A 12,884-nucleotide genomic window follows, 5' to 3' on the forward strand; every position below is an offset into this window, starting at 1 on the left:
AGTATCGGCATTCAATCTTGCAGGTCAGCAAGTGATCAAAGATGCAAAAGTATCGAATGGTCAGATTGATGTTAATTCTTTGACGCCTGGAACTTATGTATTCCGCGTGACATTAGAAGGAGGTCAAATTGAAACCTTTAAAATTGTTAAAAAGTAATTCACTGAATTATTAAATACTAAGCCCCGGATTTTCGGGGCTTTTTTTATGAGTTTAACTAAAATAAAAAAGTCCCGAATTTATATTCGGGACTTGGCTTTATAAAAACTGTTCAAATTAAACTTCCATTGATTTTCCGATTTCCAGTAAAATCAATTCTTTTCCTTTTGATGAGAAAAAAGATTTCGCATTTTCATGATCGATTTTAATCGGTGGAAAAGTATCAAAATGATAACCCAAAACTTTATCACACTGTACAAAATCACTTGCAAGGCAAGCATCTTCAAACCCCATCGTGAAATGATCACCAACCGGGAAAACAGCCAAATCAAGTTTTCCAATGGTTTCCGGGATCAATTTCATCTCATAAGTCAGAGAAGTATCGCCTGCAATGTAAATTCGCTTTTCGTTTGCTTCCAAAACATATCCGTTCGGGTTTCCGCCATAAGTGCCGTCAGAAAACGAGCTCGAATGAAAAGCAATCGTGGATTTAATCAAAATTCCGTCAAATTCGGCCTTTCCGCCCGTATTCATTCCTACCACATTGAGGCCTTTGTTGCCGTAATAATAAGACATTTCCGCATTGCAGATGATTTTTGCACCAGTTCGCCAGGCAATGGCTTCCACATCCAAAACATGATCCTGATGCGCATGGGTCAATAAAATATAATCTGCTTTTAAGGTGTCAATATTTATATGCTTCGCTAATTCATTAGCCGAAATAAAAGGATCTACAATTATATGTTTTCCGTTTGCTTCAATTCCCAGACTGGCATGTCCTAAATAAGTAACTTTCATTTTTCAAATTTTTAATTAATTCTAATTCTTAAAAAATCAAACCAAATCCTAAAATTAATGAAAAAGCCAGCGTCAACAAAGCTACTTTCTTTAATTCTTTGTCAAGTAAGCGAGGTTCGGAAGTATTGAAAATCGTTTTGACCAAAAGAATGTCCGGAATCAATAAAATCAAAAACAGAAATCGGAACCATTGGGTTTTATCAATTTCGAATAAATAAATACTACCTAAAATAAAAGGTAAAATAAGTAAGACTGTTTGATAAATTTTTGCTGTTTCAAAACCCATTCGAAGCGGCAAAGTGAGTTTTCCGGCTTTGCGATCGGTTTCAATATCCCGCATATTGTTCAAATTTAAGACAGCTGTACTCAAAAAGCCGATGGCTGCGGCAGGTAAAAAGATAGAGATTTCAATGGTTTGATGTTGATACAAAGTATAAGTTCCCCATACTGAAATGATTCCGAAGAAAATAAACACAAAAATATCACCCATTCCGGCATAGCCGTATGCGCTTTTACCCACGGTATATCGAATCGCAGCCCAAACACAGGCAAAAGTCAGAAAAATAAAAAGCAGTGCCCACCCGAAATTCTCCCGAAACGAAATGAATATCAAGAGAAAAGCAGTGACTGCCGATAAAATACTGAAAATCACAACCGCGTTTTTCATTTGCTTCGCCGAAATTTCCCCCGAAGCCACCGCTCGTTTTTCTCCGATTCTTTCTGCATCCGTTCCCCGAATTCCATCGCCATAATCATTGGCATAATTCGATAAAACCTGTAAAAACAAAGTCGTCAGAAATGCAAGAATGAAGATCCCCCAGTTCCAATGCCCTTCCGATAAAGCAATCAGCGATCCCAGAATAATCCCGCTGATGGACAAGGGTAAAGTCCGAAGTCGTGCGGCTGCAATCCATTTTTTCATAAGTTACAAAGATACATATTTCCTTAGCCCTAATAGGGTTTCAAACCCTTTTAGAACTAAATTTTATTCCAATTTAACCCGACGGATGGCTTTAATCGAAATGGCAATCACAATTACCGTAATAATCGTCATGGTTCCCCCAAATAAAATCGCGGGAACAAGTCCCAATAAACTCGCTGCTACACCACTTTCGAAAGCACCCAACTCGTTGGAACTGCTCACGAAAATACTGTTCACCGAAGAAACTCTTCCTTTGAGATGTTCAGGTGTTTTGAATTGTAAAATACTTTGGCGAATGACCATGGAAACTGCATCAAAAGCGCCACCAATCATCAATATACCAAAGGAAAGATAAATATTTTTTGAAAGTCCGAATATGATGATGCAAACTCCAAACATAGCTACGCTTCCAAGTAATTTGAACCCGACCCGGCTTTTCAGAAGTGGAAGAGAAGAAAGGAAAAAGAGCATCACGAGCGATCCGATTCCGTGAGCCGAACGCAGCCATCCAAATTCGATGGAACCCGCATTCAGAACTTTTTCCACCACGGCTGGCAACAGCGATTCGGCTCCGCCAAAGAAAACCGCAAACATATCGAGTGTCAAAACGGCAAGAATAATAGGCGTTGCCAGAATGAATTTAAATCCTTCCTTGATCCTTTGCATGGAAGTTTCGCCGGTTCCCAAATCTTCTTCGGGAACAGGTTTGGGCGAAATTCTCAATATCATAATCATGGAAACACACATCAAAGCGAAAGCAGTTCCTACAGCGGCTTCGATTCCAAAAGCAGCCAAAATCAAACCACCCGCAAGCGGACCTAATACGGAACCAATCATAAAAGCCGATGAGCTCAGCGGGATTGCCTTTTCGTAGTTTTCTTTTCGCACGACTTGTGCCAAAAGCGAGAAAACTGCCGGTCCACTGAAAGCTCTTGTAAGTCCCAAAATGAAAAAGGCGAAATAACAAAGTGCCAGATAAATGGTGGTTCCAATTTTTTCCTGAATGCCGGGAAAATTGACAATCATCAGAACGAAAGAGGCCAGCATGAAAGATCCGATTGTCCGAACGATAACCTTTCGTTTGTCGAGTCGATCCACGAGCTGTCCGGCATAAAAAGCGGTGAACAAAATCGGGGCGAATTCAAATAATCCGATTAACCCCAGATATATTTCTTTTTGGGTAATTCGGAAGATTTCAAAAGCCACAGAAGTACTTTGAATGAACAAAGCGAAAATCAATGAAAATCTGAGAAAAATAAAGGCGACGAATTCCTTGTTTTTCCAAACCGATGGAATTTCTGGGTTTTCCTGCATTTTGATTGAACTTTAGTAATGCCCTAAAGCGGAAAGAATATGGACTGTTTTGGGTTCTTCATCAATCTGATAAACCAAACGATCTTTTTTGTTGATTCTCCGAGACCATTTTCCACTGAGCTCATGCTTTAATTGTTCGGGCTTTCCTGTTCCTGTGGTAGGATGTTCCTGTAATTCTTCGAGTAATTTTGCAACTTTTTTATAAGAAGAAATATCGCTTTTTTTCAATTCAAGCAAATCTCTTTTAGCCCGTTCCGAAAATTCTAGCTCATAAAGCATTTAAAAAAGCTTTTAATTCTTCTTTTGTTTTAATTTTTGTGCTTTTTCCATCTTTGATTTGCTGCTCAGATTCTTTAATCTTAGCCACAAATTCAGGATTGTAAGGACTGGGTTCAAAAGGAATATTAAAGGCTTCTAAAAAGTTTTGAAGCGCTTCCCTTTGTTTTTTGCTTTTCGGATGAATGATAATGGATTCCATAGCACAAATTTAAGGATTTGAATTAACTAAATATATTTATCAGAAATATTAAAACATCAAATTCTACCGAAACTTATCAAAATTCCGTTTTCTCTTTTCCAGAAATGCATTTCTTCCTTCTTCGGCTTCATCGGTTCCGTAGGCAAGTCTTGTTGCTTCGCCTGCAAAAACTTGTTGTCCGACTAATCCATCGTCAATTAAATTAAAAGCAAACTTCAACATTTTGATGGCCGTTGGTGATTTGGTCAAAATTTCCTGTGCCCAATCAAAAGCCACTTGTTCCAATTCCTCATGTGGCACAACTTTGTTTACCATTCCCATTTCAAAAGCTTCTTGTGCCGAATAATTTGCTCCTAAAAAGAAAATTTCTCTTGCCCGTTTTTGTCCGACTTGTCTTGCCAGATAAGCCGATCCAAATCCGCCGTCAAAACTCGCCACATCGGCATCGGTTTGTTTAAAAATCGCATGTTCTTTGGACGCAATCGTCATATCGCAAACCACATGAAGTGAATGTCCGCCACCTACAGCCCAGCCATTGACCACGGCAATGACCACTTTTGTTGAAAAACGAATCAGTCGCTGAACTTCCAAAATGTTGAGTCTTCCGACTTTATCGCTTCCTTCGTAACCTTTTTTTCCGCGCACTCTTTGATCGCCACCGGAACAAAATGCCCATCCGCCGTCTTTGGGAGAAGGTCCTTCGCCGGTCAGTAAAATCACACCGACCTCTCGGTCTTCTTCTGCGATGGTAAACGCATCGAGCAGTTCAAAAACGGTTTTCGGACGAAATGCGTTTCGAACTTCGGGACGATTGAAAGCAATTCTTGCAACGCCTTCTGATTTTTTAAAGGTTATATCCTCGTATTCTTTTATTGTTTGCCAATTGATTTTCTCCATTTTCTGAAATTTTTGTAAAAATAGCCAATGATAATTGATAGAAACAGAAAACCCCGAAAAACTTCAGGGTTATCATATATCTTAATTTTTCTCTGTCTTTGAAAGGTAGGAAAGCATTAGTTAAACATTTCCTTCACGCGGTCAAAAAAGGACTTTTCATTTTTGCCCGGATGTGGAGAAAAATTCTCGTCATCTTTCATTTTTTCGAAATAAGCTTCCTGTTCTTTTGATAATTTATCAGGTGTCCAAACGTTGATATGAACAAACAAATCTCCGTTTCCATATCCGTTGAGGCTTGGAAGTCCCTGGCCTTTCAGTCGTAAAACTTTTCCAGATTGGGTTCCTTTGTCAATTTTAATACGGACTTTGTTATTTACCGCCGGAATTTCCTTTGAAGTTCCCAAAATGGCTTCAGGAATGGAGATGTATAAATCATAGTGAAGATTATTGCCGTCACGTTTTAATTCGCTGTGTGCTTCTTCGTCAATGACAACCAGCAAATCCCCCGGAACTCCGTCAAAAGGCGCATCATTTCCTTTGCCCGCGACTTGTAACTGAATTCCTTCACGGACTCCTGCCGGAATCTGAATTTCAACCGTTTCTTCTACTTTATTCAATCCCTGATTATTGGCTCCCGGAGGAATATGATCCGCAATTTTACCAATTCCCGAACAGCTTCCACAAGGTACAGTAGTCTGCATTTGGCCAAGAAAAGTATTGGTAACTTTGGTCTGATACCCCGATCCGCCACAAGTCGGACAGGTTTTGAATGTAACGCCTTGCGCTTGTTTAAAACGTTTGACTTTGACTTTTTTGGTTGTTCCGTTCATCATTTCTTCCAGATTCAGCTTTACGCGAATGCGCAAATCAGAACCTTTCATTCTACGCGGACCGCGTTGCTGACCGAATCCACTTCCAAATCCACCTCCGAATCCACCTCCAAAAATATCGCCGAAATGAGAGAAAATATCTTCCATATTCATTCCACCACCACCGCCAAATCCGCCGGCACCGCCTACGCCTGCGTGACCGTATTGGTCATAGCGAGCTTTTTTCTGTGGATCACTCAAAACCTCATAAGCTTCGGCCGCTTCTTTAAACTTTTCTTCGGCTTCTTTATCGCCCGGATTTTTGTCAGGGTGATATTTTATGGCCTGTTTGCGGTAAGCTTTTTTGATTTCCTCTGCAGTAGCTGATTTGGAAACTTCCAATATTTCGTAATAATCTCTTTTTGCCATATTTCTTATGTATAAAGTATAATTGTATAAAGTATAGTGTACATGATTTCTTTAATTCTTTGAATTCAATCTACTTTTTACATTATACATTTTACGCATTCTAAATTATTGCCCGGTAACCACTTTGGCATATCGGATAACTTTTTCGTTCAGCGTATAACCTGTTTCCACCACATCCACCACTTTCCCTTTCAAATCTTCTGAAGGAGCCGGAATCTGAGTGATGGCTTCCATCTGGTCGGTGTTAAATTCATCTCCCTGATTTATTTCCATGGCTTTCAATCCTTTTCCTCTGAGGATTTCAATCAGTTTGTTCTGAATCAACAAAACACCTTTTAAAAGTTCATTGTCCTCTGCCAGTTCAATTTGTTTGATTCCTCTTTCGAAATCGTCAAGGACCGGCAAAAGTGCCGTAATTGTTTCTGAATTAGCAGTTTTGAATATGTCAAAACGTTCCTTTGTCGTTCTTTTTTTGTAATTGTCAAACTCTGCAAAAAGTCGTAAAAACTGGTCTTTTTCTTTTTGTAATTCTTCTTTGAGAATTTCAACTTCCGATTTTTCGGTTAAATTTTCTTCCTGAATTTCAGTCTCATTCTGATTATCAGCGACTTCCTGATTCAATTCTTCATTTATATTTTGCTCTGACATTCGATTGAATTTTTTTTCAGTTTGAATAGTCAAAAACATTGCCAACGGATGTGATTGTGACAGTTTGGCAGAATGTGAAAACATTAAAAATTTTGAAGGATGAATTTTAAATTTTACTTTTAATGTAATTCTCAATGATTAAAAAGAAAATATGAACCGCAGAAAGTTTTTACAAAATACTGCTCTTTCAGGTTTAGGCCTTTCGGTGGGAGCAACCGCTCTTGCCAATGACTTAAAACCTGATAATCAAAACATGGATATGAATCCCGATAATTATCCGCTTGTGATTGCCACTTGGCATGTTCCCAATGCCACAAAAAAAGCCTGGGAAACTTTGGAAAACGGCGGTTCTGCATTGGATGCGGTGGAAAAGGGTTGCAATGCCGAAGAGGAAGATCTGGCCAATAATTCGGTGGGATACGGTGGTCGGCCCGACCGCGATGGTCATGTCACGCTGGATGCTTGTTTGATGGATGATAAAGGGAATTACGGTTCGGTGGTTTTTATGCAGAATATTGTCCATGCGATTTCGGTGGCGAGAAAAGTGATGGAAGAAACACCGCATGTGTTGTTGGCCGGAAAAGGCGCAGAAGAATTTGCGGTTTCCCAAGGATTTAAACGCATGAATTTATTGACAGATTCTGCCAAAAAAGATTGGGAAGAATGGAAAATCAAATCGGAATACAAACCGATTATCAATATTGAAAATCATGACACCATCGGGATGCTCGCCATGGACAAGGATGGAAATCTTTCCGGCGGATGTACCACGAGCGGGCTTGCTTATAAAATGCACGGTCGGGTTGGAGATTCGCCGATTATTGGTTCAGGACTTTTTGTGGACAATGAAGTAGGAGCCGCTACGGCAACGGGTTTGGGTGAAGAAGTATTGAAAACCGTAGGTTCTTTTCTGATTGTGGAACTGATGCGACAAGGAAGAAGTCCACAGCAAGCTTGTGAGGAAGCGGTGAATCGAATTATGAAAAAACAACCGAACAGACAGGATTTTCAGGTGGGTTATATTGCTGTCAATAAAAAAGGGGAAATTGGGGCTTATTCGATCCACAAAGGATTTAGTTATCAGCTTTACCAAAACGGGAAAAATGAAAACATCAAGCCGGGGTTTTATTTGGACGGAAAATGAGCTGGGATTATTTTGAATGATTATTTTAAATGTTGAATTGAGAATTTGAGAGAAATAATTAATGGGATTTTTCATTATAAATTTCTTCAATCATAGCACAAATATCTATAAATTCTGCTTCGTTCTCTCGTCTGGGTGACCAACGAGTGATAAATTTATATTTTCCGTTTTTGTATATTTCCAAAATCCATTCAGCTCCGTCAAATCCTCTCTCATTAAAAGAGGGCTTTCTCCAAAAATCAAAATCATTAATTTGTCTCTCTAATTTTTGGAATTTTTCAAAATTGAGAAAAATAGTACTGTCGAGAGTTTTCTTTCCTGGTTCATAACCTCCTTGCCTATTTGTTTCTTTATGAGTGATTGATATTCCTGAATTGAATTTTTGAATTCTATAACAAAATGGTCTGTCCCAAGTGCCTAAGTTTGTATAACGAATAATATAACTCGAATCTTTTTTGTTATAAAGGATAGGTTCTTCCAAACTTTTCAGATGAGATGAATACCAATCATTAACTAAAGGATGTAGTTTTCCTTCTTGGTCGTATTTATTATCCAAGCTATCGGTTTGAACCGGGAAATAATATTCAAATTTTGGATGAGAAATATCGGCATTGGAATCCGAATCTGCTTTTTCTTTTTTGCAGAAAGAATTTAGAAAACAAAAAGATATAAATACTAATATGCTAAAAGCTCTATTCAAATTGAAATTTATCTATGTGAATATAATTCTTCAATTATTTGATAATTCTGATTAACAAAATGCTCAAGAAATTGAATAGCCTGATTAAAATTATAATTCCAAACATCATCAACAATCATTGTTTCTTTTTCTCCAAACAAACCGAAAAGAACTTTTACTTTTTTTGGACGATTGTACCAAAGCGAGAAGCTAAGATTTTTATTATCATCCAAATCCGCTGTCAAACAAAAACTTCTTTTATCTTGTAAATTTGTAAAATCAATGGATGGACTGTAATGAACTTTGTTCTGATCCATCGCATCTGCCTGATGAATTTGCTCTAACCAAGGATAATTTTTAGCAATCTCCAAAACCTCTTTCCGGGTAATGGGTTCATTGAAATATTGAATTTCTTTTTGATCCGGGAAACAAATAGAATACTTAAAATTCATTGGATTAAATTAAAATTTCATACGAATCTTTGCATTGATAAACCTTCCGGTCAATCGGTTGGGAACGCCATAAATCATCGAGCTGTTTACGTCGCGCACCCAAGTATTGGAGATTTCGTTTCGGATGTCAAAAATATTGAACAAATCTATACCCAAGGACAATTCTTTGAAATTTCTCCAGAAATCTCCGCTTGCTTTCAATTCGTTTTGATTGATGAATTCTTTGATGAAGCCAATGTCCACACGTTTGTAATCCGTCAGATAATTTTGATAATCATAAGGATCGGTCAAAGGCGGTGCTCCGTTTGGCAATCCCGAAGCGTACACCAGATTTACATTGACCTTGAATGAAGGTAAAATCGGCATATAATCCTGGAAGAAAATCGAAGCTTTGAATCGCGGATCGGTTGGCAATGGAATGTTTCCTCGGTCGTCTATGTTTTGAAACGCTCTCGCATAGGACAAACTCAACCAGGAATCCACGCCGGGAACAAATTCGCCGAACAGGCGCATATCGACTCCGTAGCCATAACCTTTGGCATTGTTGTCAGCCGTGTAACGGATGCGAACATTGTCCACAAAATAAGGATTCAGATCGTTGAACATTTTATAATAAGCTTCTGTGGTCAGTTTAAACGGACTGTTCCACATTTTGAATTCGTAATCATGTCCCAATATAAAATGAATGGATTGCTGGGCTTTTACTTCGTTGTTCAAAGAACCGTCCAGTCTTCGTACCTCACGATAGAAAGGCGGTTGATAATAAAGTCCGGTGTTGAATCTGAAGGTCATTTCTGAATCCCAATCCGGTTTAACCGCGATCTGGGCTCTGGGTGAAATATTGAATTCTTCATTGAAATCCCAATACGTCGCCCGAACGCCACCGTTTACGAGAACTTTTGAGCCGCCCCAGAAAAACTTTTTGGTGTATTGCGCATAACCCGAAAAACGATTGGAGGCCAATTCATTTCTGGCGTTAACTTGATAGTTGAGCATCAAATCTGATTCATCTAAAACTCCGGGATAATAATTATTGGGGATGGAATATCCCGTAGAATCCAGGTATTGCCATTCGCTCAATAAATCCCGAATGTCCTCGCGTTGGTATTTCACGCCCCATTCTATGTCCGTATTAACGTCCAATTTATATCGCCCTCGATGTTGCGCACCGATGACCAAAGCATCAAAATTGTTTCGTGCGTGATCAATTTGACTCCCGATGTCATAAGTGGTCATTACATTTCCTTCGCCGTCCAATTCGTTCAACAAATAAGCGCCGTGAATGTCAAAATATTCACGCTCTTTGGAATGAAAAGCAAAAGCGTCCACAATCAAATCCAGTTTGGAATTCGGTGTATGACGTAAGGTAAGTGAAGCCGATTCGGTTGCAAAACGGTCTTCTTCGTTTCCGTCATAGAAAACGGTAAGGCTCATCGGAGTATCCAAAGTTCCGAATTTGGTATCACGATTTTTCGGTACAAGTTCAAATTTACTTTCGGTCATCGCTCCCAAAAAGGAAACTTCCCATTTCGAATTAAATTTATAATTCAAATTCGCCTGAACATCATAATAAACCGGATTGAAATCACTTTCTCCGTCCAATGTATTGAGTACTAAATTTCTATTTTGATAACGTGCGCCTACAATTCCTGAGAATTTACGGTCTTTCGAGCCGGTTCCCAAAGTCAGGCTTCCGCCCATTAAACTCGCTTCCAAAGTCGCTTCGAATTCTTTCGGACGTTTGTAAATAATGTCCAGAACGCTCGACATTTTATCGCCGTATTTGGCTTCCCAACCTCCGGCTGAGAAATTCACGGCATCGGTCATAGCCGGATTTACAAATCCCAAACCTTCTTGTTCGCCCGAACGAATGAGTTGAGGTTTGTAGATTTCGATTCCGTTTACATAAATCAAGTTTTCGTCAAAGTTTCCACCCCGAACGCGGTATTGAGAAGTCAATTCCGATCCGATACTTACCGAAGGTAAGCTTCCCAACATCTCTGCAACACCACCTGTCATCCCGATGGAAGTTTCCATTGCCGCCGGATCAAGCGAAATACTGTTCAATGGCTTTTCGGTCACTCGCTGGAAAATCACGGCGCCTTCTAGTTGAACACTTGTAGCGAGAATGATGTATTTTTCCAAGGTTTCGCCTTCCGAAATATTAACGGTTTCGGTAAAGGTTGATTTGCCTTCCTGTTCAAATTGAATGGAAACATTGGTTCCGGCTGTAATTTCGATGGAGAAATTTCCATCGCCATCTGTATAAACGGTTTGTGTTCCGTCAGAAACCGAAACATCCATCAGCGGAAGTTGATATTCGTCAAAAACTTTTCCTTTGAAAGTAGCCTGTTGGGCATAGGTAAACCCGGCAATTAATAAGAAAATTACAAGAAAATTAATTCTTATTGAAATTGACGGTGTAGGTTGCAGTGTTGTTTTTTTCATCCCAAACTTTTAATTCTAATTGATGTTTTCCGTTGGCGATTCCTTCTTTGTTTAAATCAATGGTCAGAGATTTTGTTTTCTGGTCATAATTTGTCAGAATCCATTTTCCGTTCACATAAGCCGCAAAGTCTTCAATTCCTGACTCCGAGTCGCTTATGGTAAAACGGATTACTCCTTTGGAGCCTGTAAATGTACTATTTTCTTTGATATTAACGGGATTTATTGAAGGTTTCGTATTGTCAATCCCTACAGAAAAAACACCGAAATCTCTGGTTTCGCCTATCACTTTTCCGTTTCGGTATTCGGCAGTGATAAATTCTTTTCTCCAGGCGCCACGGTATTGGTATTCGCGGATGATAATCGCTTTGTCGAGCTGAGCCGTAGGAACACCCACCGGTTCGAGGGCAATTGTATAATATTTATGAACCGGAATATTCCAGTCGTGAACCCAATGTTTGCCGTTGTCAGATTTTCTGTACTTGAAATTCAAATCTTCATAAATCACGCCTTTGGGCATTGAGATTTCAATTCCTTCTGCTTTAAAATAATTTTCTTTGTCCCAATTAAATAGGATCGCGTTTTCATCGACCGGTTTTTCGGCCGGAGGAGTTTTTCCCGCAATTTTGAATTTGGATTCTCTTTTATTGCCCGCATAATCCCGAACTTCAATTCGGATGTCATAGGTTTTTCCTTCTTCCAGATTGATGATGCCGTTATTCTGAACATTGGAATACATCTGAATCGGGTCACCGTCTTTTCGGAATAACTGATAAACCCAACTGTTGTTTTTTACCCGGTCTTCATAATCCACAAGACAATTAATGGCGCGGGTCCAGTCAAAATTCAGTCTTTCGGCGGTATAAGTATAATAGGGTTGTTCATCGACGAAAACATTGATTTGAAAAATTCCGTTCATGTTTTCAGCTCCGTTGTGTTTGTCGTAGGCTTTGATTCCCAGTCCGACCTTTCCTGAAGCGGAAACTGTGGTTCCGGAAGAAACAACCTGACGAGAAGTTTTGCCGTTCACATTTCCATTAATCGGATAAATATAAGTGCCGTTGATCATCGGTGCGCTGGTGTCGGGAATGTCAAATCCAAACAAAAAAGGATTAAGCGGTTCTTCGGTTTTGGTATCACGAATTTCAAAATGAAGGTGCGGGCCACCAGATCCACCGGAATTACCGGAAAGCGCAATGATGTCGTCTTTTGAAACTTTTAGTTCATTTTTTTTGGGATAAATTTCCACAGCAAAAGTTTCATTTTTGTACTGATAATCCCTTACGTAAGCTTCGATTTCCGAATTAAATTTCTGCAAATGGGCATAAACGGTGGTATAACCGTTTGGATGGTCAATGTAAAGTGCATTTCCGTATCCGCGTGGTGAAACATTGATCCGGGAAATGTATCCTTCGCCTACAGCGTAAATATTATAGCCTTCTTTTTGGTTGGTTTTGATGTCGATTCCGCTATGGAAATGATTGTTACGGAGTTCGGCAAAATTCCCCGAAAGATAATTTGTGATTCCGAGCGGATTGCGAAATTCACCTTTTGGATATTCGACTTTGGGAGTGTTTTGTTTAGGCAGGTCTTGGGCGCAGGCACTAAAAAAAATTAAACCACACAACAGAGCATTTAACTTCTTCATTCAGATTAAATTTTGGACAAAAATATAAATTTAAAGTAAAGTAAATTTGGAGAGAAGCTGAAAT

General features: G+C 39.2%; 14 protein-coding genes. 2 read left to right on the forward strand and 12 right to left on the reverse strand.

The window, feature by feature from the left end; genetic code table 11:
* The coding region (locus WBF63_RS01580; protein WP_424368056.1) for a T9SS type A sorting domain-containing protein at positions 1-157 on the forward strand (157 nt) is incomplete at its 5' end.
* A gap of 117 nt (positions 158-274) precedes the next feature.
* On the opposite strand, the gene WBF63_RS01585 is transcribed toward WBF63_RS01580, so the two are convergent.
* The 8 genes from WBF63_RS01585 to WBF63_RS01620 all read right to left on the reverse strand — a co-directional run bounded on the left by WBF63_RS01585 (position 275) and on the right by WBF63_RS01620 (position 6,452).
* Entirely contained in the window at positions 275-955 is a 681-nt protein-coding gene (locus WBF63_RS01585) for a metal-dependent hydrolase (RefSeq protein WP_424367938.1), read from the reverse strand.
* 28 nt (positions 956-983) lie between these two features.
* On the reverse strand, positions 984-1,877 hold the full coding sequence (menA, locus tag WBF63_RS01590) for a 1,4-dihydroxy-2-naphthoate octaprenyltransferase (protein WP_424367939.1): 894 nt from the start codon (positions 1,875-1,877) through the stop codon (positions 984-986).
* A gap of 63 nt (positions 1,878-1,940) precedes the next feature.
* Positions 1,941-3,191, reverse strand: a complete 1,251-nt coding sequence (locus WBF63_RS01595; RefSeq protein ID WP_424367940.1) for an MFS transporter — start codon at positions 3,189-3,191, stop codon at positions 1,941-1,943.
* 12 nt (positions 3,192-3,203) lie between these two features.
* Positions 3,204-3,470 (reverse strand): Txe/YoeB family addiction module toxin, encoded by a 267-nt coding sequence (locus WBF63_RS01600; protein WP_424367941.1) that lies wholly within the window; start codon positions 3,468-3,470, stop codon positions 3,204-3,206.
* Positions 3,460-3,669, reverse strand: coding sequence for a DUF2683 family protein (locus tag WBF63_RS01605; protein WP_424367942.1), 210 nt, complete (start codon positions 3,667-3,669; stop codon positions 3,460-3,462). The genes WBF63_RS01600 and WBF63_RS01605 overlap by 11 nt, the downstream gene beginning before the upstream one ends.
* Positions 3,670-3,732: 63 nt before the next feature.
* A complete protein-coding gene (locus tag WBF63_RS01610; protein WP_424367943.1) occupies positions 3,733-4,566 on the reverse strand; it encodes a 1,4-dihydroxy-2-naphthoyl-CoA synthase in 834 nt (277 codons plus the stop codon).
* Positions 4,567-4,682: 116 nt separating this feature from the next.
* The gene (gene dnaJ / locus WBF63_RS01615) at positions 4,683-5,804 is read right to left on the reverse strand and encodes a molecular chaperone DnaJ (protein WP_424367944.1); all 1,122 of its coding nucleotides are present in this window, start codon (positions 5,802-5,804) and stop codon (positions 4,683-4,685) included.
* Between the two features lie 105 nt (positions 5,805-5,909).
* On the reverse strand, positions 5,910-6,452 hold the full coding sequence (locus WBF63_RS01620; RefSeq protein WP_424367945.1) for a nucleotide exchange factor GrpE: 543 nt from the start codon (positions 6,450-6,452) through the stop codon (positions 5,910-5,912).
* Positions 6,453-6,603: 151 nt separating this feature from the next.
* Here WBF63_RS01620 and WBF63_RS01625 point away from each other — a divergent pair, with 151 nt between their 5' ends.
* Positions 6,604-7,596, forward strand: coding sequence for a N(4)-(beta-N-acetylglucosaminyl)-L-asparaginase (locus WBF63_RS01625; RefSeq protein WP_424367946.1), 993 nt, complete (start codon positions 6,604-6,606; stop codon positions 7,594-7,596).
* A gap of 58 nt (positions 7,597-7,654) precedes the next feature.
* On the opposite strand, the gene WBF63_RS01630 is transcribed toward WBF63_RS01625, so the two are convergent.
* The 4 genes from WBF63_RS01630 to WBF63_RS01645 are packed head-to-tail and all read right to left on the reverse strand — an operon-like array spanning position 7,655 to position 12,820.
* The gene (locus WBF63_RS01630) at positions 7,655-8,296 is read right to left on the reverse strand and encodes a hypothetical protein (RefSeq protein WP_424367947.1); all 642 of its coding nucleotides are present in this window, start codon (positions 8,294-8,296) and stop codon (positions 7,655-7,657) included.
* An 8-nt stretch (positions 8,297-8,304) separates the two neighbouring features.
* Complete coding sequence (locus WBF63_RS01635) at positions 8,305-8,727, reverse strand: hypothetical protein (RefSeq protein WP_424367948.1); 423 nt, start codon at positions 8,725-8,727, stop codon at positions 8,305-8,307.
* Positions 8,728-8,736: 9 nt separating this feature from the next.
* Positions 8,737-11,175 (reverse strand): TonB-dependent receptor, encoded by a 2,439-nt coding sequence (locus tag WBF63_RS01640; RefSeq protein ID WP_424367949.1) that lies wholly within the window; start codon positions 11,173-11,175, stop codon positions 8,737-8,739.
* Complete coding sequence (locus WBF63_RS01645; protein WP_424367950.1) at positions 11,126-12,820, reverse strand: M23 family metallopeptidase; 1,695 nt, start codon at positions 12,818-12,820, stop codon at positions 11,126-11,128. Before WBF63_RS01645 ends, WBF63_RS01640 begins: the two co-directional genes overlap by 50 nt.
* Between the last annotated feature and the right edge of the window lie 64 nt (positions 12,821-12,884).

It is taken from the genome of Moheibacter sp. (genome assembly GCF_049672845.1).
In the GTDB taxonomy this organism is placed as follows: domain Bacteria; phylum Bacteroidota; class Bacteroidia; order Flavobacteriales; family Weeksellaceae; genus Moheibacter.

Bases quoted from the DNA above. Each gene is read 5' to 3' on its own strand.
- WBF63_RS01620 (WP_424367945.1), bottom strand. From the start codon at position 6,452: ATGTCAGAGCAAAATATAAATGAAGAATTGAATCAGGAAGTCGCTGAT.
- WBF63_RS01625 (WP_424367946.1), top strand. From the start codon at position 6,604: ATGAACCGCAGAAAGTTTTTACAAAATACTGCTCTTTCAGGTTTAGGC.
- WBF63_RS01645 (WP_424367950.1), bottom strand. From the start codon at position 12,820: ATGAAGAAGTTAAATGCTCTGTTGTGTGGTTTAATTTTTTTTAGTGCC.
- menA (WP_424367939.1), bottom strand. From the start codon at position 1,877: ATGAAAAAATGGATTGCAGCCGCACGACTTCGGACTTTACCCTTGTCC.
- WBF63_RS01600 (WP_424367941.1), bottom strand. From the start codon at position 3,470: ATGCTTTATGAGCTAGAATTTTCGGAACGGGCTAAAAGAGATTTGCTT.
- WBF63_RS01640 (WP_424367949.1), bottom strand. From the start codon at position 11,175: ATGAAAAAAACAACACTGCAACCTACACCGTCAATTTCAATAAGAATT.
- WBF63_RS01605 (WP_424367942.1), bottom strand. From the start codon at position 3,669: ATGGAATCCATTATCATTCATCCGAAAAGCAAAAAACAAAGGGAAGCG.
- dnaJ (WP_424367944.1), bottom strand. From the start codon at position 5,804: ATGGCAAAAAGAGATTATTACGAAATATTGGAAGTTTCCAAATCAGCT.
- WBF63_RS01585 (WP_424367938.1), bottom strand. From the start codon at position 955: ATGAAAGTTACTTATTTAGGACATGCCAGTCTGGGAATTGAAGCAAAC.
- WBF63_RS01595 (WP_424367940.1), bottom strand. From the start codon at position 3,191: ATGCAGGAAAACCCAGAAATTCCATCGGTTTGGAAAAACAAGGAATTC.
- WBF63_RS01635 (WP_424367948.1), bottom strand. From the start codon at position 8,727: ATGAATTTTAAGTATTCTATTTGTTTCCCGGATCAAAAAGAAATTCAA.
- WBF63_RS01610 (WP_424367943.1), bottom strand. From the start codon at position 4,566: ATGGAGAAAATCAATTGGCAAACAATAAAAGAATACGAGGATATAACC.